Origin of the sequence: Endozoicomonas sp. G2_1 (genome assembly GCF_017744155.1) — a bacterium.
GTDB lineage: Bacteria > Pseudomonadota > Gammaproteobacteria > Enterobacterales > Alteromonadaceae > JAGHQT01.
Genome location: NZ_JAGHQT010000012.1, coordinates 1 through 21,232, shown reverse-complemented (window position 1 = coordinate 21,232; position 21,232 = coordinate 1). Strand labels below are relative to the sequence as shown.

At 43.2% G+C, this 21,232-nt stretch carries 21 protein-coding genes and 3 tRNA genes; 17 read left to right on the top strand and 7 right to left on the bottom strand.

Translation table 11 applies throughout. The features are described from left to right. The first annotated feature begins 3 nt into the window (after positions 1-3). Positions 4-459, top strand: a complete 456-nt coding sequence (locus tag J7384_RS13365; protein ID WP_209114859.1) for a GFA family protein — start codon at positions 4-6, stop codon at positions 457-459. A gap of 33 nt (positions 460-492) precedes the next feature. Here the strand turns inward: J7384_RS13365 and J7384_RS13360 are convergent, their stop codons facing one another. The 3 genes from J7384_RS13360 to cysZ form a co-directional block, all read right to left on the bottom strand. Further along, complete coding sequence (locus J7384_RS13360; protein ID WP_209114857.1) at positions 493-1,059, bottom strand: cytochrome P460 family protein; 567 nt, start codon at positions 1,057-1,059, stop codon at positions 493-495. A gap of 101 nt (positions 1,060-1,160) precedes the next feature. Continuing rightward, positions 1,161-1,553 (bottom strand): hypothetical protein, encoded by a 393-nt coding sequence (locus tag J7384_RS13355; protein WP_209114855.1) that lies wholly within the window; start codon positions 1,551-1,553, stop codon positions 1,161-1,163. Between the two features lie 121 nt (positions 1,554-1,674). Then, complete coding sequence (gene cysZ / locus J7384_RS13350) at positions 1,675-2,424, bottom strand: sulfate transporter CysZ (RefSeq protein WP_209114854.1); 750 nt, start codon at positions 2,422-2,424, stop codon at positions 1,675-1,677. Between the two features lie 157 nt (positions 2,425-2,581). On the opposite strand from cysZ, the gene smc reads away from it, so the two are divergent. From smc to J7384_RS13330, 5 genes are all read left to right on the top strand, one after another. After that, positions 2,582-6,103, top strand: coding sequence for a chromosome segregation protein SMC (smc, locus tag J7384_RS13345; RefSeq protein ID WP_280636382.1), 3,522 nt, complete (start codon positions 2,582-2,584; stop codon positions 6,101-6,103). Positions 6,104-6,180: 77 nt separating this feature from the next. After that, entirely contained in the window at positions 6,181-7,293 is a 1,113-nt protein-coding gene (zipA, locus tag J7384_RS13340) for a cell division protein ZipA (protein WP_209114850.1), read from the top strand. Between the two features lie 86 nt (positions 7,294-7,379). After that, on the top strand, positions 7,380-9,422 hold the full coding sequence (ligA, locus tag J7384_RS13335) for an NAD-dependent DNA ligase LigA (RefSeq protein WP_209114848.1): 2,043 nt from the start codon (positions 7,380-7,382) through the stop codon (positions 9,420-9,422). A gap of 88 nt (positions 9,423-9,510) precedes the next feature. After that, on the top strand, positions 9,511-9,642 hold the full coding sequence (locus J7384_RS19610) for a hypothetical protein (protein WP_280636380.1): 132 nt from the start codon (positions 9,511-9,513) through the stop codon (positions 9,640-9,642). Positions 9,643-9,761: 119 nt separating this feature from the next. Continuing rightward, positions 9,762-10,652: a DMT family transporter gene (locus J7384_RS13330; RefSeq protein WP_209114846.1), complete on the top strand. Its 891-nt coding sequence runs from the start codon at positions 9,762-9,764 to the stop codon at positions 10,650-10,652. Between the two features lie 53 nt (positions 10,653-10,705). On the opposite strand, the gene J7384_RS13325 is transcribed toward J7384_RS13330, so the two are convergent. After that, entirely contained in the window at positions 10,706-11,401 is a 696-nt protein-coding gene (locus J7384_RS13325) for an NAD-dependent epimerase/dehydratase family protein (RefSeq protein WP_209114844.1), read from the bottom strand. Between the two features lie 29 nt (positions 11,402-11,430). Continuing rightward, on the bottom strand, positions 11,431-11,814 hold the full coding sequence (locus tag J7384_RS13320; protein ID WP_209114842.1) for a hypothetical protein: 384 nt from the start codon (positions 11,812-11,814) through the stop codon (positions 11,431-11,433). Between the two features lie 96 nt (positions 11,815-11,910). Here J7384_RS13320 and J7384_RS13315 point away from each other — a divergent pair, with 96 nt between their 5' ends. The 7 genes from J7384_RS13315 (at position 11,911) to J7384_RS13285 (ending at position 17,654) form a co-directional block, all read left to right on the top strand. Next, positions 11,911-12,513 (top strand): hypothetical protein, encoded by a 603-nt coding sequence (locus tag J7384_RS13315; RefSeq protein ID WP_209114840.1) that lies wholly within the window; start codon positions 11,911-11,913, stop codon positions 12,511-12,513. A 139-nt stretch (positions 12,514-12,652) separates the two neighbouring features. Next, complete coding sequence (locus J7384_RS13310; RefSeq protein ID WP_209114838.1) at positions 12,653-13,351, top strand: spondin domain-containing protein; 699 nt, start codon at positions 12,653-12,655, stop codon at positions 13,349-13,351. Positions 13,352-13,360: 9 nt separating this feature from the next. Beyond that, entirely contained in the window at positions 13,361-14,089 is a 729-nt protein-coding gene (locus tag J7384_RS13305; protein WP_209114836.1) for a spondin domain-containing protein, read from the top strand. Positions 14,090-14,203: 114 nt separating this feature from the next. After that, positions 14,204-14,929, top strand: coding sequence for a response regulator transcription factor (locus tag J7384_RS13300; protein WP_209114834.1), 726 nt, complete (start codon positions 14,204-14,206; stop codon positions 14,927-14,929). Next, complete coding sequence (locus tag J7384_RS13295) at positions 14,926-16,401, top strand: HAMP domain-containing sensor histidine kinase (protein WP_209114832.1); 1,476 nt, start codon at positions 14,926-14,928, stop codon at positions 16,399-16,401. The genes J7384_RS13300 and J7384_RS13295 overlap by 4 nt, the downstream gene beginning before the upstream one ends. Positions 16,402-16,520: 119 nt before the next feature. After that, on the top strand, positions 16,521-17,315 hold the full coding sequence (locus J7384_RS13290; RefSeq protein WP_209114831.1) for a M48 family metallopeptidase: 795 nt from the start codon (positions 16,521-16,523) through the stop codon (positions 17,313-17,315). A 15-nt stretch (positions 17,316-17,330) separates the two neighbouring features. Next, positions 17,331-17,654: a hypothetical protein gene (locus J7384_RS13285; RefSeq protein ID WP_209114829.1), complete on the top strand. Its 324-nt coding sequence runs from the start codon at positions 17,331-17,333 to the stop codon at positions 17,652-17,654. Between the two features lie 93 nt (positions 17,655-17,747). Here the strand turns inward: J7384_RS13285 and bcp are convergent, their stop codons facing one another. Both bcp and J7384_RS13275 read right to left on the bottom strand, forming a co-directional pair. Then, positions 17,748-18,221, bottom strand: a complete 474-nt coding sequence (bcp, locus tag J7384_RS13280) for a thioredoxin-dependent thiol peroxidase (protein WP_209114827.1) — start codon at positions 18,219-18,221, stop codon at positions 17,748-17,750. A gap of 10 nt (positions 18,222-18,231) precedes the next feature. Continuing rightward, positions 18,232-18,762: an ACT domain-containing protein gene (locus J7384_RS13275; RefSeq protein ID WP_209114825.1), complete on the bottom strand. Its 531-nt coding sequence runs from the start codon at positions 18,760-18,762 to the stop codon at positions 18,232-18,234. Between the two features lie 436 nt (positions 18,763-19,198). Between J7384_RS13275 and bamC the strand changes: the two genes are divergently transcribed. The 4 genes from bamC (at position 19,199) to J7384_RS13255 (ending at position 21,150) form a co-directional block, all read left to right on the top strand. Continuing rightward, a complete protein-coding gene (bamC, locus tag J7384_RS13270; RefSeq protein ID WP_209114823.1) occupies positions 19,199-20,272 on the top strand; it encodes an outer membrane protein assembly factor BamC in 1,074 nt (357 codons plus the stop codon). Between the two features lie 578 nt (positions 20,273-20,850). After that, a tRNA-Val gene (locus J7384_RS13265) sits at positions 20,851-20,926 on the top strand. Positions 20,927-20,962: 36 nt separating this feature from the next. Beyond that, positions 20,963-21,038: transfer RNA gene (locus tag J7384_RS13260), tRNA-Val, on the top strand. Between the two features lie 36 nt (positions 21,039-21,074). Beyond that, positions 21,075-21,150, top strand: a tRNA-Val gene (locus J7384_RS13255). Positions 21,151-21,232 lie beyond the last annotated feature (82 nt).

The window sequence follows — 21,232 nt, the reverse complement described above, 5'->3', positions numbered from 1 at the left end:
TTCATGACAGCAAAAATGACACAAGGTCAATGCCAATGTGGTCAAAATCAAATCAGTATTATCGGTAAACCACTGTTCCGCTGTTTTTGTCATTGCACCATTTGTCAGCAGTATAACCAAGCAGCTTATGGCGACGTTAGCGTTTTTCGAGCCAATGCTGTCCAGCTGAGCGATAACAGCCAAGTTAACTTTCGCGCGTATCGCTCCCCAAAAATATTGCAAAGAGGGCTCTGTCAAACCTGCAATACGCCGGTTATCGAAAAGCTAAACGTGCCCTTAATGCCAAAGTTGATCATTGTACCCAGTGCTAATATTCGTCAGTTCGAGCAATTGCCTGCGGCGTCTTGCCATATCTTCTATCATCGCCGCGTTGCCGATATTGACGACCAACTCCCTAAGCACTCGGGTTATTTGCCAAGCGAAGTCGCATTCACTTACCACTTGTTTAAAGGGCTTTAGGCTTGGTGTAAATTGACGACAGCTCGTTCTAAATTACTTTTTAACAGCGAGCTGGTTAACAAAGACATTAAAAGTAAAATTGTAGTCATTTACTTGTTGGCCTTTGTGGCAAGCAAAACAAGGTGTGTAATCTAAGTCTTGTTTTTTAACGCCGTTACCGTCAAAAAATGCGTAGTCCCAATCGCCATTGCGCAGCACCTCTGGCTGCTTATCACCCCAATTTTTTTGTTTTTCTTGAATAATGATCGCGAGCTTTTCATCGCTAGGGATGTAGCGGCCGTGTTTATCGGTTAGTGGCTGGTTATTGTCGTCGAGCGCCGCTTTGCGGTCTTCCATTAACAAAACTGTACCGTAGGGCGCGGCTTGATTAGCGCGCGCTGCCACTAGTGCTTCGGGGTTAACATAAAGAAAGCGAATTTTTGCCGGTTTGTCGCCGTCTGCGGGTTTATCAACACTGTGATATTGAATAAAACGGCTTTGGTAATTCTCTGGAATGGCAATCTTTTGCTCAGTTGTTTTTTGATTGGCAAACACGCTTGTGTTTATTAGCAAGGCCAATGAAGTGATCAGTGTTACTGGTGCTACTTTATTATTCGCCATTTTTATCCCCCAATTATTTTGTCTGCACAAAAAAAAGCAGACCCCGGCCACTAGGTTCTGCTTTCATTGTATTGGCATATTTAGCGGTACCCTTGTTAAAGCTAATTACCTGCTTCAACAATCACATCAACTTGGCGTAAACGATTTTGCTGCGAAATCACCACTCGAATGGCTTGCTGTTGAGCGCTGAAATTCAGTGTTAAACGACCGCGCTTGCGCTCTTGGCTAATTATTTCACCGTAATTGTTTTGATAAAAGGCAATTACTTCTTGTTCAGATGCTTTGGTGAAATAGTTGAGTACTGCCGGTAATTTTTCAGTAAAATCGGCGAAAACACGCGCATCACTGAGTTTAGCGATACTGATAGGTGTTTGAGTTTGGTCTTGCGCCAAGGCTGAAAATGATAGCGCGAGACTTACTCCACTGAGCACGAGCGATTTTTTAAATATCGCTGCTACTTTGTTAGTATTTAACATCGAGCTTTTATTAGCCATAGTCTGCCATCCGTCTTGATCACAATGAGAATATCACTTATACCCAAGCTATCTCAAGATGCTTGGGGATATCTAAACTTCATCTTAACCTTAACGTTATGATGGTCAAGAAAATTATTGTTTAGCTACCGAGGTTTTGTGCTCGGTAATGGTCAACCCACAGTGCTGTTGCACCACAAATTGCGACTGGCATGACAATTAAATTGACGATTGGCACCATGGCGAAAATCGCAACCGTTATACCAAAGCTAAAACTCAACGACTTTTTATCGCGCAGCTGATCTTTCATCAAATCAAAATTAATCTTGTGATTATCAAACGGATAATCTTTGTATTGTACCGCCATCATCCACGCAACAAATAAAAACCAGATGATTTGGCCGATGACTGGAATCAGCCAAGACAACAATAAAAAGCCTATGGCTCGCGGCAAGTAATAGCGAAACTTGCACCACTCGCGCGATAGTGTTCTAGGTGTGTCTTTCACTATGTCGGCAAATGAACCGTCACTAGACACTTGTCCAGTGAGTTTTTCTTCAACTTTTTCCGACAATAAACCATTAAAAGGGGCGGCGAGCCAATTGGCGACTGAACTGAAAATAAAGGAGAAAAACACCAACATAAACGCGACCGCAAGTGGCCATAACAAATAGCTTAACCAACTGAGAAAGTCGGGGATAAAAGCGTCCAGTTTCGCCATGTAAACATCAAGTTGGCCAAATAAGTAGTAAAAAGCAATGCTAAATAAAACGAGATTGACAGTTAGGGGAATAAAGACAAAGCGCTTTAATCCTTTTTGCCTGATCAGTTCAAAGCCTTTAAAGAAATAGCTGACACCGCTTTGTTGAGAAGTTACCTGTGGTTGTTGCATATTGCTGTCGTTTTAATAACCTGTTGAATTACCCTAGCTAATGAGTATACCCATTTGTAAATTTGCGGAACAGCACCGAGTTGTTACAAAAGGCAACATTTTCTGATACAGTGTTGATAACTCGATAATATTCTGACGTTTATCTCATTTTTGCACTATGCGCCTCAAGCAAATTAAATTGGCTGGTTTTAAGTCGTTTGTCGATAGCACTAAGGTGCCATTTACCGAACAAATGACCGCAATTGTCGGCCCAAATGGTTGCGGCAAATCAAATATTATTGATGCGGTGCGTTGGGTACTAGGGGAAAGTTCGGCGAAAAACTTGCGTGGCGATGCCATGACCGACGTTATTTTCAACGGTGCTACTAGCCGTAAACCGGTTGGACAAGCCAGTGTTGAGTTGGTTTTTGAGAACGTCGCGGGTCATTTGCAAGGGACGATGGCCGGTGAAATCGCTGAGCGTAACGAAGTCGCAGTGAGGCGTTTGGTCACTCGCGATGGCAACAATAGTTACTTCCTCAATGGCAGCAAATGCCGACGCAAAGACATTACCGATATTTTCCTCGGTACTGGCCTTGGCCCGCGCAGTTACGCAATTATCGAGCAGGGCACCGTCTCTCGTTTAATTGAGTCTAAGCCCCAAGAACTTCGAGTGTTTATCGAAGAAGCTGCGGGCATTTCTAAATACAAAGAACGTCGCCGTGACACCGAAAATCGCATTCGCCATACCCGAGAAAACCTTGAGCGCTTAACCGATATTAGGCTCGAACTAGGCGCGCAAATAGAAAAACTGCACAAACAATCAGAGGCAGCAAAACGCTTTAAAACTCTTAAACAAAGTGAACGCAAGTACAAGGCAGAACTATCGGTGCTGAGGTGGCAGCAATTTAACCAAAAGAGCCAAGCCCAGCAGGACAAAATGTCTGCACTGCAGCAGCAAGTGCAAGACTTAGTACTGGCGCAAAATACGCTTGACGCTAAATTGTTTGAAGCAAAACAAACGTTAGAAGTGGGCGGCGAAAGTATTGGTGATTTGCAACAGCAAAAAATAGTCCTAACTAACGATATCGCTCGCCTTGAACAGAGCATTAAGCACAACAAACAACAGCAAATTATTACCAGTCAAACCCTTGCTAAAGCTGAGCAAACACTGAAGCGAAGTGCTGATCAGCAGCAGCTCGATCAGCAGGCATTGGTCGAGGTTGAACTGCTGGCAGCTGAACAAGCTGAAGCGTTATTGATTGTTGAGCAACAATTGGTTGAACAACAAGCGTTATTAGTTGATGCGCAAAATCGTCAGCAAAGCGCCCAGCAGCAACTAAATCAGGCCAATAAAAGCGCAGCAACAGATGCGGAGCACAAGGCCAATTTAAGCCAAAAAATTAACTACAACCAAAAAACTGTCACCGAGTTAGCTGGTCAGCTTGAGCAGCTAAAAGTGCAATTAGACCACGACAGCAATAGCCAACAAGCTCAGCAAGAGCAGCAACAAGACTTGGCGATTGCGCTAGAAGATAATCTTAAACAGCAGGCACAATTAGCTGAACAAGTGGAATTGGTTAGCGCTGAGCATCAACAAATACAAGAGTTAGTTGAGCAAGTAAAGCAACAACGGCAGCAAGTGTTGGCGCAGCAGCAGGCAGAACAAGCGTTGCTAGCACAGCTACAAAGTCTATTAGCACCGAAGCAAGATTGGCTTTGCCAGCAGCAAGATGCTTTATCTGGCAATGATCAAAATAGTGATTGTCGTCAGCTCTACCAAATTCTCACCGTTGAACCCGGGTGGGAAGCATGTGTCGAATTGGTCTTGGCGCAGTGGTTACAAGCTCAGTTGGTTGATGATTTATCACCGCTTGAATTTGAGCAACAGTTGATGTTAATTGCTCCAGAGCAAAGTGAATCTGTCTCTGGGCTAATAGCTGAGCCAATACCTGGCAGTTTGGCTGAGAAAGTCTCAGGTCACTCAGCCCTTAATCAGTGGTTAAATCAAATTATTGTTGCTGATGATCTCAGTCACGCGCAGCAACTTGTCGCTGAGCTTGACTTGGAGCAGTCGGTGATTTGCCGAGAAGGTTATTGGCTGAGTCAACGCTTTATCCGCCGTGGCCGAATAGGCAGCAGTGATAGCAGTGACAATGTATTGCAGCACCAACAACAGCAACAAGCGTTACAACAGAGTTTAGAACGCTTGGCCGAAAACGTCTTGAAAGGCAATCAGCAGTTGACGGAGTTAACCGCTCAAGAAGAGCGAGTCAGTCAACAATTGGCGCAAATAACGGGGCAACAGCGTGATATTGCTCAACAAGGCCAGCAGCTCAAACAACAACTTGCACTTGTTACTCAATCGGCCGACATTGCCCAACGTCGCCAACAAGAGCTGCAACAAAATTATCGAGATCTTGAGCAAAGCTATCAAGAGCAACAAGAGTTACAGGCTGTTTATCAACTTGAGTTGGAAGAATTTGAACAAGGCTATCAAGCCGTTGACTTGTCTGAGTTAGAACGTACGTCTGCTAGTGCCAATGAGCAGAGTCGACAGCTACAACAGCAAATAGAGCAACTTCATCAAAGTCGTCACCAGCAATCTTTGGCACTTGAATACAGTAAAAGTAAGCAGCAAAGCTTGCAGCAATCTTTGGCACGTATTGCGTTAGATTGCCAGACCAGCGCTGAAAATATCGCTGAGTTAACCGAACGACTAGAAGCCTTGGTAATGCCGATTGACGATGATGAGCAACAATTACAAGTGTGGCTCAAGCAGATGGCTGAAGTTGATGACAAACTGAGCTTTATTCAACAAAACCTCGCTGGTGATCAACAACGAATAAAACAATTAGAGCAGGAAAAGCAAGCAGCAGAACAGTCGGTCAATCAGCTTAAAGAGCAGATAAATCAGCACCACCTCGATGCAGAGAGTTTTCGTGTTCGCGCTAATGCTGCACTCGAATCGCTTGCTGAAATGCAACAAAATGTAAATCAAGTATTGGCTCAAATGCCTGAAAACGCGCAAGAAAATATCTGGCAAGGGCACCTGGTTAAACTTGCTAAAGAGATTAGCCGCCTTGGGCCTATTAACTTGGCAGCGATAGATGAATACGATACTCAGCTTGAACGAAAAAACTTTTTAGACCAACAAGATCAAGACCTTAGCGAAGCGATTTCAACATTGGAAGCCGCCATTGCCAAGATAGATCGGGAAACTAAACACAAGTTTAAGCTGACCTTTGACCAAATTAACCAAGATTTACAGCAGTTATTTCCCAAGGTTTTTGGTGGCGGTCAAGCCTACTTAGCCTTAACTGGGGATGATATGCTCGATACCGGTGTTACGATTATGGCTCGCCCTCCGGGCAAAAAAAATAGTACAATTCACTTATTATCGGGTGGAGAAAAAGCACTGACCGCATTATCATTGGTTTTTGCTATTTTTCGCCTTAACCCAGCGCCGTTTTGTATGCTGGACGAAGTTGACGCGCCGCTCGACGATGCTAACGTTGGTCGCTTTTGCAATTTAGTACGCGAAATGTCGCAAACTGTGCAATTTATTTACATCAGTCACAATAAAATTGCGATGGAAATGGCCAGTCACTTAACTGGCGTAACCATGTTTGAACCGGGGGTATCCCGTATGGTTGCCGTAGACATTGACGAAGCGATGGCAATGGCTGAACTGGGCTAACAACAAGCTGTTAAAGCAATTTCAAAAAATAGCTCGTTAACAATAAATAAAGAACAATTAGAGAAAAATTAGGCTAGATGATGGAAGATACGTTTAGAAATGCATTAATTATTATCAGTGCTATCGTCATTGGAGCAATTTTTGTTCACGGCTTGTGGACTATTCGCAAAAATAAAAATCCATACAAATTAAAAGCAAAACACGATGGTGATTTTGAACCTGCTGAGCGCACCACAGATGGTGCTGGTTTTGATCAAGATGGTATCGGCCAAGTAAAAGTCGTTGGTAAAAACCAAGGTGCTGAACAAGAGCAGTCATTGAATCATGGTCAAGAACCCTTGATGGCCGCAAGTGGTCACGATAATGCCCAGGCAAATGAGCAAACCGCGACAGAGCAACAAGCTGCGCCTGAACTACACGTTGAAACAATGCCAGAGACACCAACGACAGAATCAGTGTCACTAGAACAAGTTTCGGTAGATGAAGCCAGTCATATTGACCGCAATGAACCAGAAATTGGTGATTTAACTCAACTTGGCGCAGCGCCTGAGCAGGACACTGTCTATCAAACGCCTGTTACTCAGCCAAAACCTGAACGCAAAATTGCCAAAACCAGCGCCACTACAAAAAAAGCGGCCTTAAAGCGCAATCAAATGGAAATCGATTTTGACGATGACTTGAGCTTTGATGAGCCAACCACTAACGAAGCGAAACAAAGCGCCGCGGTGAACACTGAAACGAAAGAACAGGTTGAGCTAGAACAAGAAGTCTTGGTGTTATCGGTTGTGATGCCAGAGAATCAAGTGATTAGCGGTGCGGCCTTGTTGCCGAGCTTATTGACCTTAGGTATGCGCTTTGGCGAAATGAATATTTTTCATCGCCATGAAGATAATGCAGGCAATGGTAAAGTCACCTTTAGCTTGGCCAATATGATGAACCCGGGAACGTTTGACCTCGACGAAATGGAAAGCTTTGCAACCCAAGGCGTGAGCTTGTTTATGACCTTGCCAAACGCTGGCGACCCGTTTGAAGTTTTTCAGCATATGCTAGGTGCAGCGAAACAGTTAGCACAAGAATATCACGGCCAAGTGTTAGACGATAAGCGCAGTGTTATGACCAAGCAAACAGAGCAACACTACATTAGTAAAATTCGCGAGTTTGAACGTAAAAAGCGTATAGCAGGCGCTTAAGTCGTTATTAACACAAACAAGGTATAACGTAAGCGGACTGGTCAATGCCAGTCCGTTTATTTTTCAAGAGAATAAATTAAGCCAATATGACCCAATTAACTAGCCAAGAGCGCGTTGCTCAGTTACATCAGCAGATTAATCAATACAATCACGAATACTACGTACTTGATCAGCCAACGGTACCCGATGTTGAGTACGATCGATTAATGCGTGAGCTAATCGAACTTGAGCAACAACATCCGGCGTTAAAAACACTTGATTCACCTAGCCAAAAAGTGGGTGGTGAGGCGTTAAAAGCCTTTACCCAAGTCACCCATCAGTTGCCCATGTTATCTCTTGATAACGTCTTTTCAGAAGACGAATGGCAAGCCTTTATCAAGCGCATTCAAGAACGCTTGGGATCGAGTAAAGCACTGGCGTTTTGCGCTGAGCCAAAACTCGATGGCTTAGCGGTGAGTTTGCGTTATGAACATGGCGTATTGGTGCAAGCAGCAACCCGCGGCGACGGAAGTGTCGGCGAAAATATTACTGAAAACATTCGCACGATTAAATCTATTCCACTTAAGTTGCGTGATAGCCAAGTACCAGAAGTGCTGGAAGTACGCGGCGAAGTCTTTATGCCAAAAGCGAGTTTTGAAACGTTAAACCAACAAGCCAAACAAAAGGGCGATAAGCCGTTTGCTAATCCTCGTAATGCCGCTGCCGGCAGTCTGCGCCAGTTAGACTCAAAAATTACCGCTAAACGCAATTTGGCGTTTTACGCATACAGTGTTGGTTTTGTTGGTGATTTAGCTGGAAATCAACAAGATCAATGGTTAGCTAATTCCCATTACCAGCGCCTAGAACAATTAAAAACACTGGGCTTGCCAATGTGTCCTGAAGTTAAGTTACTGGCCGATCAAAATCAATGTCAGCGCTTTTATCAAGACATTCTCAATAGACGTGATGATCTCAGTTACGAAATAGACGGCACGGTGCTAAAAGTCGATGATATTGCCGCACAGCAGCAGCTCGGATTTGTTGCCCGAGCACCGCGCTGGGCAATGGCATATAAATTTCCGGCGCAGGAAGAACTAACGGTGTTAGAAGATGTTGAGTTTCAGGTTGGTCGTACTGGTGCTATCACACCAGTGGCCCGTTTGAAGCCCGTGTTTGTTGGTGGCGTTACCGTGAGTAATGCGACTTTACACAACCAAGATGAAATAGCCCGTTTGGCGATCAAAATTGGCGACACTGTCATTATTCGACGTGCAGGTGACGTAATACCACAAGTTGTTAGCGTCGTTGCTGATCGCCGACCAGTCTCTGCTCAAGAGGTGGTTTTTCCAACTGAATGTCCGGTTTGTCAATCGCCAGTTAAAAAACGTGAAGACGAAGCCGTTGTTCGTTGTACCGGAGGTTTAGTTTGTCAGGCGCAGCGCAAAGAAGCGATTAAACACTTTGCCTCAAGGAAAGCGTTAGATGTTGACGGACTTGGTGACAAGTTAGTTGAACAGCTCGTTGATGAAAACATGATTGGCACCCCAGCTGATTTATTTAAGTTAACGGCGACCGAACTTAGTACATTAGAGCGAATGGGACAAAAATCAGCAGATAAACTGGTCAATGCACTGGTCGCTGCCAAGCAAACCACGCTAGCCAAGTTTATTTACGCGCTTGGCATTAGGGAAGTTGGCGAGGCAACAGCCAGTAATTTAGCACAACACTTTTTAGCGTTAGATAAGATCCAAGCCGCTACTATTGAACAATTGCAAAAAGTGGACGATGTCGGTGAAGTGGTTGCAAAAAATATCGTTGATTTTTTCAATGCGCAGAACAATGTTGAAGTTGTCACCGATTTACTGGCTCAAGGCATTCACTGGCCAGAGATTGAAGTTAAATCAGCGGATCAGCAGCCACTGACCGATTTAACTTATGTTTTAACGGGAACCTTAAGCCAATTATCGCGCAACGATGCGAAAGCGCGTTTGCAAGCATTAGGAGCAAAAGTGTCGGGCAGCGTTTCAGCTAAAACTCATTATTTAGTCGCAGGTGAAAAAGCTGGCTCTAAACTGGCTAAAGCGCAAGACCTCGGCGTTGCCGTGCTGACAGAAGATGACTTGATTGCTCTGTTGGCGGAGCATGAATAAGCTGTTGAACTGATTAGTATTTAGTACTTGCTATTTGTTGATTAAAACGACAAGATAACCGAGTAACTAAACTTATTCAGTGATATTTATGAAATCGCAAACATTAACCACAGAACTCAAGCTGCAAACCAAAAGTGTTTGTTGGCAGGGTATTGTGGTCAAACAAGATAATCCAGTGGTCTGGTGTCATCGGTTTGCGGCTTGTAAAGATATTCGTTAGTTTAGTCTTATCAGCCGCTTCAGTCAGATAGCGGCGTTATTACCTTCTACTAAGATTGATTCCGACACCGCTCTCTTTAGCGATATTGTTAACTGACAACCTGCATTGAGGATAAAGCCGTGAGCGTACCAGCGTCATATTTAGCTGTTGTATTGATTTGGTCAACCACTCCGTTGGCGATCGTTTGGAGTACACAAAGCATGCATCCGAGTTTGGCGGTGCTGCTACGTATGTTAGTTGCGGTCGTGATCTGTCTGCTGATTATCGGTTTGTCGAATATTCGCTTACCTTGGCGTGCACAAGCTCAACGTCTTTACTGCTATTCAAGTTTAGGCGTTTTTGGCGGTATGAGCTTTGGCTACTTTTCTGCACAATACCTAGACTCAGGCTTTATGTCACTGGTCTTTGGCTTGTCGCCAATAGTCTCTGGGTTGTTTGAACAAAAATTACTGAAAGGGCCGGCGTTTTCTGCTTCTAAAAAATTCGCATTTGCCCTGGCAATTGCAGGCTTAGCTATGGTTTGCTCAAATAACTTAGCATCAGGGCAACTGGCGTGGCAGGGCGTGGTCTTAATTATCGCGGGTATGCTGTGTTTTAGTTTGAGTGGCGTATTGGTGAAAAGCGTCAATATCAGCATTCATCCCGTCGCAACAACAACCGGGACACTGATTTATTCAACGCCACTGTTTGCCCTCGTTTGGTGGCTAACCGACGGCAGTTTACCGGTGGATACCTGGAGTACTAAGACCGTGGCGGCGGTTGTCTATTTGGCGGTTTTTGGCTCCTTGATTGGCTTTATTGCGTATTTTTATATTTTACAAAAGCTGCCAGCAACCACAGTAGCGCTAGTCACTTTGTTAACGCCAGTATTGGCAATAAGTTTGGGCGCGATACTCAACGGTGAGCAAGTGTCAATGATCATGGTCATTGGCGCTATCATGATTATTGCCGGGCTTGCAGTTTATCAGTTTGCCGACAAGTACTGGTTTAAGCTCGCTAAACATACTTAACGCTGGTAGAGGTAAAATTTTAAAGAGGAGACAGGTCTATGTCTCCTCAACTATCATTCTTGAGCATTGCGCAACTTGTGATTAGTTGCCACTACGTTGTGCAAATTTCGATTATCAACCACCATTCGTGGTACCCGGCATGCTTTTGCTAAACTCAGCATTGCCTCGGCTAAATCAGCGGCGAGAATCGGTCGGTATTTTCTTAAAGCACCACGCCAAATCCAAGCGCAATATTTGTTAAAAGTAATGCCCAAACCTTCAGCAAACCTGTGCTCTGAGCGCTCACCCAACAACAAACTCGGTTGGCAAATGATTAATTGGCATTCGCTATTGTCAAACAACACACTGAGCTTATATTCAATCTCGGCTTTACAGCGACTGTAGAAAAATTTTGACTGGGGGCTAGCTCCTTGGCTGCTGATCACGACAAACTGTTTGGCCCCTGCCTGTTTAGCTACTCGCGCAACGCGTTCAACAAGGTCGATATCTATCGCGCGAAACGCTGCTTTGCTGCCCGCCTTTTTTAGCGTGGTGCCCAGGCAACAAAACACTGTATCTACCGCAAGTGCGGATTGAAATTGTTCTAATTGTGAAAAATCCACTTGGTGCTGATTGAGCTTAGCATCTGTTTCGGCGATTGCTCGACGAGTGAAAGTCGTGACTTTTTCAATGTTCGGATCATTTAAGGCATACTTTAATAAGTAACTACCAGTAAGGCCTGTGGCACCAAAAATTGCGATATGAGACATAAGTTATTAGGGCTTAACGTTTAGAAAAATTATAACCAGGCTTGATATAAAGCGTAAACAAAAGTTAAAGCTGGCAGCGGTAACAAAAAGGTAAAGAGCAGGGTTTCGCACCATTCAACACTGCGATAAAAAGTAAACCAGAAACGACTGTTAGCTTGTGTTGATGGCAATTTTCGAAAGAAAAAGACAAATGAGCCAAGTACCAAGGCCTGCAATGCACTGAATAAGATAAATAAGGTTAACCATACTAACGCATCGGGTGTTTTTGTACTGACTTGGCTACTGAGCAACAAATACAAGGTAAAGCAAAGTGCACTCCACATCAGTAGGCGCCATCGCCACTCGCTGAATTGTTCGGCGCGCTGGTGGAAAGACTCTGGGGTAAACCAATAACTCGAAAAATCACTTTTCATCGGTCTTAATACTCATGGTATTATGTTAGCTAATACTATCAGTCTAACAGCTTTTGGGTTTGTAGTGACTAGCATTAATATCAGTTCGAGTGTGTAATGGTGAAAAATTTTAACTTACTGCTTATTTTATCAACTTTGTTTGTTTCTGGCGCTCAAGCGAACCAATCAGATGCTGATAGTGAGCAACAACGTTTGATTGAAAAACGAAAGCGAGTATTGGCTGCGGTAATTAAAGAGCGAGAAGGACAGCCTCATTTTCGAGAAATAACCGCTCAGCCATTAGAACTAACAGACAAGACTGGACTTGTCTATCTTGGCTTGTCGATTAGTCGCGCGGATCTTGCTCCGTTTTTACACCAATTAAGAGCACAACTTAGTGATCGCTTTGACCGCTTTCGCAATAATCAAATAAAACGCGACGGCAACAACTTTCATTTAACCTTAGTTAATCCGTTTGAATATCAAACCATTGATAAACAAAAACTCAATTTAAACCAGAAAATAAAGGTGAGCTTACACGGTCTCGGCAATGCCAGTAATGATAAAAGTACTGCGTACTACGTCGTGGCAAGTACAGCTCAGGGACAGTTTATCCGTCAACAACTGCTGTTAAAGTCGAAAGACTTTCACGTCACTCTTGGCTTTGAACCAAGCGATGTTTACGACAAGCCAAAAGGATTAGAAACGTTAATTAAGTAAAATCTTTCAAAAATTTATCTCATTTTTCTGCCAATTTATTGTGATACTTTTGTGATAAATTCGTGACTAATCTGCGATGTTTTCTTTGCATACTGAAATAGATTTCATTTTTGCTATCAAGAATATACAAGGAAAACATATGACTATTAAAAAATTAGCTGCTGTCGCCACATTGGTGGGAAGCAGCTCATTAGTTTCCGCCCAAGAGTTAGAAATTACTATTACCAACCTAACTCACGGTATTTACTACACACCATTTATTGTTGCAGCGCACGATGGCACTACCTCATTTTTTAGAAGTGGTACACCTGCGTCACCTGAACTTCAACAAATGGCCGAAGGCGGCAATATCGCCGGTTTAGAAACTATTTTTACAGCGGCAAATGCCAATATCACAAGTAACCCTGCTGGTGGTTTATTAGCACCAGCGCGTTCAACAACATTTACCATGAGTACCGATGATGGCAATAACTATTTGTCAGTAGGTGCAATGTTACTCCCTACAAATGATGGTTTTGCTGGCTTGAACAACTGGCGTATTCCTTCAGAGCCGGGCACATATCGTGTCAACGTTAATGCCTATGATGCAGGCACTGAAGCCAACGACGAAATCGTTGGTAGTGGTGCACCGGGTGAGCCGGGCTTTCCTAATCCACCACCAGTAGGCGTAGTGGCAACAGGTGGTACCGGTGTTACGACCATTGAAACTAACACCAATGTCCATATTCACCGTGGTAACTTAGGTGATGACGATCCAACAGGTGGTAAAAGTGATATTACCAACTATGTTCACCGTTGGTTAAATCCGGTTGTTAGAGTCACAGTAAAAGTGATGTAGGAGAGTATTATGCTTAATACTAAATCTATATTAACCACTGCGATTGCCTCGTCATTGTTATTGTTATCTGCCTGTTCTGACAACGACGACGGTTTTCCAGAAACACCTGCGCCAACACCACCTGCGCCAGCGCCAGTAACGTTTCAATTTGAAGTGACTGTGACCAATTTGACCAATGCACAGCCGATGTCGCCAGTGGCGGTATTGTTGCACAATGAAGGTCGTATCTGGACAACTGGTGAACCCGCAAGTGTTGCACTCGAAACTATTGCTGAAGGTGGTGATAACAGCCAAATTCTTGCACTTGATGTCGCCTTAGCGGCTAAAGGTGGCGAAAGTCCTCTTGCGCCAGGTGCTAGTCAAACCATGACGATTAGCAACTTAGAAACCGCTCCAGAGCGCTTGTCAATTGTTACTATGTTGGTTAATACCAACGACGCATTCACGGGCTTAAATGCTTATGACGTGTCAAATATGGCGGTTGATGAAAGCATTTCGCTGCGAGTTGGTTCTTATGATTCTGGAACCGAGCGAAATAGTGAACGAGCCAACACTATTCCGGGGCCAGTATCAGGTGGAGCAGGTGAAGGCTTTAATGCCGAGCGTGATGACATTGATATTGTGACTCGTCACCCGGGTATTGTCAGTCAAGACGATGGTTTTAGAACCTCTGAATTGACGCAAGCCCACCGTTGGGACGATCCAACAATGAACATTACCATCAGGCGTCTTCAGTAATTGAAAGCCTCACAACCAGCTAGTCATTTACTAGCTGGTTGCAGTTGTTTTAGCGTTTTTTCGTGATAAACAACTGATTGTTCCCCTCAACGCTGCAGTACTAACGAGGGTGACATGGTAGACAAGGTTTTAGTTGTAGAAGATGAACAAGACATTTCAGAGCTAATAGCGATTAATCTTATTGAGTTAGGTCTTAAGGTTGAGAAAGTTGCCACTGGCGAATTGGCTGTCGACTTAGTGAAAAAAAATAGCTACGGGCTCGTTATTTTAGATGTTATGTTGCCTGGTATCTCAGGATTAGACGTTTGCCGTAAAGTACGAGAGCTCAAACCAGAGCAAGCGATTATGATGCTAACCTCAAGAGATTCAGAAACCGATCGCGTGGTTGGCTTGGAACTTGGTGCTGACGACTACATGACCAAACCTTTTAGCGTGCGAGAGCTACAAGCTCGGGTCAGAAGTTTGTTGCGCCGCGTCAATATGTTCAGCGAGTTACAACAGCAGTGTAAAAATGACAACGTTGAGCATTATATTAATATTGGCAACCTCAGTATTGATAATATCAGCCACCGTATAACTATGGCTGGTCAAGCCCTCGACTTAACGTCCACCGAGTATGATTTATTGCACTATTTAGCATCTCACCCCGACCAAGTATTTTCTCGCGCTCAGTTATTGAGCTCAGTGTGGGGCTACCATCACAGCGGCTATGAGCACACGGTGAACTCTCATATCAATCGACTGCGCAACAAGTTAGAACGCGACGCCACTAAGCCCGAAATAGTTCAAACAGTTTGGGGTGTTGGTTATAAGTTTAACCCTCAAGGGGTTGCTGCATGAAGCTGTCTCTCTACCAGAGATTATCTTTTGCCTTACTGACTGTTTTTATTGCTATTGCCGCTATGTTTTATGTGTGGTGGCACCATCTAGAACAAAAAACTCGATTCGAGTCCGAACAAAAATTACACCTATCATTAGCTGCCAACTTAGCTCGCGACAACCCGTTATTGCAACAAGGGGTTTACGACTACGAGGCGCTGAAAAACTTATTTCATACCTTGATGGTCATGGGGCCTGCCTTTGAGTTTTATTACCTCGATCCTGAAGGCAATATTCTGACGTATTCCGCTGACAAAGATCTGGTTAAACGAGATCGGGTCGAGCTTAAACCGGTTATCGACCTCATTAAAAATCGTGCCTCTTTGCCGATTTATGGTGATGATCCTCGTCATCATCAAAGACAAAAAATATTTTCGGCTGCGCCTGTCTTTAACGGAACTGAGCTCCAAGGTTACTTGTACGTTATCGTCACTGGTGAGCGTTATGATCACATTCTTGATGGCGTCAGAGGCGATAATCGATTTGAAATGTCGATTGTTATCGTTTGTGCCGCAATTTTATTTTTGTTTTTTGTCATGCTTTGGCTTTTTCGCTATATCACCCAGCCTCTGCGTCGATTAAGCCGAGATATTCACGTGTTTAAGCAATCTGGGTTTAATCCTGAGACCATTGCGCTTAGCGAATGGCAATGCAATAGCGACAATGAAGTTAATCAGCTCGGCTGTGTGTTTAAAGAGATGGCGGCGCAAATTAATTTACAACTCGAACAGCTGACGCAAGTTGATAACAAGCGCCGAGAATTATTGGCTGATATTTCACATGACTTGCGCACGCCATTAGCTTCATTGCAAGGCTATATTGAAATGATGGCATTGAAGGATGAAAAATTATCGAGTGAGCAACGCCATGATTATTTAGTGACGGTATTGAAAAATACAGAACAGTTGAAATCATTAATTGATCAACTCTTTGAATTGGCTCACCTTGAAGGTGGGCAGGTCTCGTTGAATATGGAAGCATTTAACTTAGCTGAGCTAGTTTACGATGTCATGGCAAAGTTCAGCCTACAAGCACAAAAGAAGCAAATTGACCTGACCATCACCCCGGAATTTAGCGAGATTCAGGTGTATAGTGATATCAGTAAAATAGAACGGGTATTAAGCAATTTAATTGAAAATGCGATTCGGCATACCGCCGAAGGTGGCGCTATTAATATTTCGTTGACCGAAACCAATGACAGCCAATGTCAGGTCGTGGTATCTGATAACGGCACAGGTATTCACGCCGATGAAATTGGCTATATTTTTGATGCTCGTTATCGTGCCAGTAATGCGACCGAAGGCAAACACACTGGGCTGGGGTTGGCGATTACTAAAAAGCTGTTGGAGTTACTCAGCACAGAAATTCATGTCAGCAGTGCACTGGGTAAAGGCTCTGACTTTTCTTTTGTGCTCAGAACAGTCACACACTAGTCAACATTTTAATGAGTTTTATTACGTGAGTTTGTGTACCGTTAGGTAAAAAACGTTTTAATGTCTTCGTTATTTTCTTAAACTATGCGTCATACAAAAAGTTAAGGAAATACCACAATATGTCTAAGAAATGGCTTTTAGCAGCGCTTGCGTTAACAACAGTGAGCGCATGCAGTACCTCGTCGACTGGGCGCAGTAAAATCACCTTGTTTTCCGCGGATCGAATGAATCAAATGGGCGCGACCTCGTTTGCCGAACTTAAGAAAACCGAAAAAATCAGCCGTAACCCTAAACTCAATAGTTATGTACAGTGTGTTTCAAGTGCAATAACTAAAAACGTGCCGAAAAGTGCGCATCAAGGCGATTGGGAAGTAGTGGTGTTTGATTCTGAACAAGTCAACGCTTTTGCTTTACCGGGCGGTAAAATTGGCGTTTATACTGAAATCTTAAAAGTTGCACAAACCCCTGATCAACTGGCGGCAATTATTGGACACGAAGTTGCCCATGTGATTGAGCAGCATTCAAATGAACGTTTGTCGTCAAGCCAAATTACTCAGTCGGGTTTAGCAATTGTTGGCAGTGTTTTAGAGAGTCAGAACATTACTCAACGCAATGCGATTATGGCCGGACTTGGCTTAGGTGTTCAGTACGGCGTAGTGTTGCCGTATGGCCGCGCCCATGAAAGTGAAGCAGATATTATTGGTCAAGATTTGATGGCGCGCTCGGGCTTTAACCCTAATGCAAGCATTGAGCTATGGCACAATATGGCTAAACGCAGTGGTCAGCAGCCGCCTGAATTTATGTCCACTCATCCGTCGCATCAAACACGTATTAACCAATTGACTGATCATTTGTCGGTTTCTGCGCCACTGTATCAAGCTGCTTCTACTAAGCCGCAATGTTCAAAAAGTTAGTTGAGTTGTTGCTAGATGCTTAAAACAATCGCAGGGATTTGGTATAGCGCAATAGTGATTGCTGTGATCATTAGCGTTGCTTTATATGGTCCAAACCTTTACTTAGACTACATCAGCTGGGCACAAGCAACGACCTATCAGCGGATTGCTATACCACTAATATTTATCACCTTTGTCAGCTTTTGGTTGATGATATTGGAAGACTTTTTTGAGCATTACCAAGGCGGCAAAAAATGGCTTGTTGGTATTAGCTTATTTTTACTGCATTGGCTCGCCATTCTAGCGTACTTTTGGCTGGTGGTGTGGCCCAGAAAAACGCCAAACCCTGAGCTTAGTTAAAATAATCTGACAGAAATAAAAAAATCGGTAGCAATATCAACGCTTAATTTGCTACCGATTAATGTTATTTAGCCTGTCGGGCAAACTTTTGGGTTATGCTTGACTAGACAACACGTCCAATACGACTTCGTGATGATTTTTGGTTTTGAACTTGTTGAATACATGGCTCACTTTACCGTCTAGGCCAATCAGAAAGCTAAGGCGGTGAATACCGTCGTACTCTCTACCCATGAACTTCTTTAAACCCCATACACCAAAGTCATCAGCGACTTTGTGATCTTCATCGGAAAGCAGCGTAAAGTTCAGTTCATCTCGTTCTGTGAATTTAGCCAAGCGCTTTGGCGCGTCGGGACTAATACCAAATACTACTGTGTTGTGATCTGCTAGTTCATTTTTTATGTCGCGCAGCCCCTGAGCTTGTACTGTACAGCCTGGTGTCATCGCCTTTGGGTAAAAATATACAAGTACTTGTTGTTTACCAATGTAGTCGGCAAGCGAGACTGATTGTTCATTGCCATCAAGTAACGTAAATAACGGCGCGTTGTCGCCAACTTGTAGAGTGTTCATAGCTTTCCTTTTATAAGCAAGTGGTACTATTAACTTTTTGGATACGGCCTTGGATATCGATTTGATCACAGAGTTGAATAAATTCTGTTTCTAACACGTCGATACAATTTTCATCACTAGGGGCGAACAAGATTCTCGCACTAATTAAGTTAGTGTCAGGGTCGACATTTGACGTTAGTGATGAAATATCAATATCGCGACTGGCGAAAAAAGCGGTTACAGACTTTAATACGCCTGGTTGGGCAATACCCGTGTATTCAGCTTGGTAGTGCTCAGTTAAATCGAGTTTTTGATAGCCAGACGTGCGTTTCATCATAGTAATGAGTTCTAATTCAAGTGCTACTGCTGGCAATTTACTTTCAATGGTTGTTATCGCTGGCGCATCGCCTTTAATCAACATGATAAAGGTGAATTCCTGTCCAAAAATAGCCATCCTGCTGTCCATAATGCTACAACCGCACTTGCTGACAAGTTTAGTTAATTCACTGACACAGCCGCGGCGATCTGAACCCATCGCGGTTAAAACAAGGTATTGTGACATTTATAGCGCCTAAAAAATTCAAAGTAGCTATTTTAACCTATCTTGAGGTTAAAAATTAAGTGATCTTGCGGTTATTTATTGTTTAAATCGCCAAATTGTCGATAAAACGCAGGCAGGGCTTGAGTTTGCTTAGTCAGGTCAGTACCATGACGGCAATTGTCACATTACTGATTTGATTGTTTTTTACTCTGTTTTGGTCGGTTTGTTCAATAGATAGGCAATGTTTTTGTCGCTTTATCTATATTGCCAAGGTAAGCGTAGCGTTTTTTCGCTTTTTGTCATTTAAAGTGAACTTACTGTCAACCGAGGGTTCCAATAATATTGCTTTGTTTAGCAAACTTGTTAACAATAGCGCCAGTAATTGTTTTAGCACTTAATCACGCTCATAGAATAGCGTGGTGAATATAAAAATCAGGGGTATCCCTGCGGAGTATAAATGAGTCGTCACGTAATTTACTTATCGTTGATAAGTATCGCTATTGCAGGGTGTAGTAGTAATAATAAGAAACAAGCGATTGGTGATTTTGATTATGCTGATCAGCAAGAAAGTAAAGCTATTGTTATCCCAAGCGATTTAGATAAGCCACAAAACGATAGTGAATATAGTATTCCGAGCAATATCAACAAAAATGGCCCCATTGGTGCAAATGTCGATGTTAGGGCGCCATCGCTAGTGTTACCGGTTGCTGCTTCTTCACGAGTAGAGCCGACCTCAGATAAAGCGGAAATTTGGTTTGACCAAGTATTAGATGATACCGAATTACAGCTATTTATTTATCAAGCGATTCAAGATCAACTGGCCGAAGATGGTGTTGCTTTATTAAAACAAGATGCTAAAAACAAGATTTTTGAATCTGATTGGTATCACAAAGAAACAGAAGCCGGTTGGATTTTCACTCATATCGAATCGACAGAAAGCATGCGCTTTCAATATCAAATTACCGCTAAGCCTCACGGTAGAAGCGTCTCACTAGCAGTAGACTTAGCCGAATATATGTTTACCGACCAAAACGGCAGTACTAAGACGCTAGGGCCTATCGATAAACATCGCGCGGAAATTGCGATGTTAAACAAAATTGTTTCGCAAGTAGATTATAAATATCGCCTTAAAAGTCGCGAAAATCGCATTTTGAGAGCAAACCAAAAGCTAGTGTCGATTAGTGATGACAAAGCTTCATTAATTGTCGAAATGAATAAAGATGACCTTTGGTCAAACTTACCACTGTTTTTTGAAGACAATGGTTTTACCATCAGTGATTTAAATGAAACTAAACAAATCTACTTTGTTGACTATGTTAAACCTGAAGTTAGTTGGTGGGACAGCTTATGGGGTGACGACAAACCATTGTTGAACCTTGCTAACGGCAAATACCAATTCAAACTAGCTGAAAGCGGCGAGGGCAGTGAGCTAACCATTCTCGATGAGCAAGGTAACGCGCTTGACCGAAGTCTATTAGTTGATAACTTTGCACTGTTAGAAGCGGCATTATCTTTTAGAAATACCTTCTAATTGATAATCGAGGTTGTTAACTAATACCCAAACCACCTCAAGATGCATGATTCAGCGCTATCACAGGGACTTAATATCAAGGCGCAGCTAGCAGGAATGGTCACTCCCTTTCAATTAGCTGCAACGCAGAGGGTAAGTTCCTGTGAAGCGCCCTCTCTATAAACAAAAAGTGGGTTGGTTTAAAAGACGATTTATGCTGCGTTATTGATTTTAACAAGGGAACAACCATTCTTTACAATCAATGCCTTGCCTAAATCGTTTTTAATTCCAACTGAACAAGTACCTTGAAGTGGCTTGGGTATTTATATGCCTAAGCCCCCGCATTATTTCTGATAGTACAGGGGCTTTTTCATTATTCGTTTTAAGCCTCTGTATCACTATGAGCCGTTTTAATACACAAGGCATTTTAGACATTAAATCACGGTATTGTGCAGTTTTTTCTGTACGACAGGTTGGCTTTTAGTCAAAGCGTTGAAAAATCAGTCAAACGCGCAAAATAACTGAAAAAATTGCAAAAAAATCACTTTTGAATAGTTGACAGCGTATTCGTTCCCCCTATAATACGCCCCCACAGAGACGGACGATTAGCTCAGTTGGGAGAGCACCGCCCTTACAAGGCGGGGGTCACTGGTTCAAGCCCAGTATCGTCCACCATCTTATTTATATAAGATTATTAATAATTCTGTTTCTGGACGATTAGCTCAGTTGGGAGAGCACCGCCCTTACAAGGCGGGGGTCACTGGTTCAAGCCCAGTATCGTCCACCATCTTATTTATGTAAGATTATTAATAATTTTGTTTCTGGACGATTAGCTCAGTTGGGAGAGCACCGCCCTTACAAGGCGGGGGTCACTGGTTCAAGCCCAGTATCGTCCACCATTATTTTATTGTTAATAATCAATATCTTAGATGGCAAAGTGTTTAAAAACCTTGCTTATTTCTCTGTGCTTTTATTACTCAA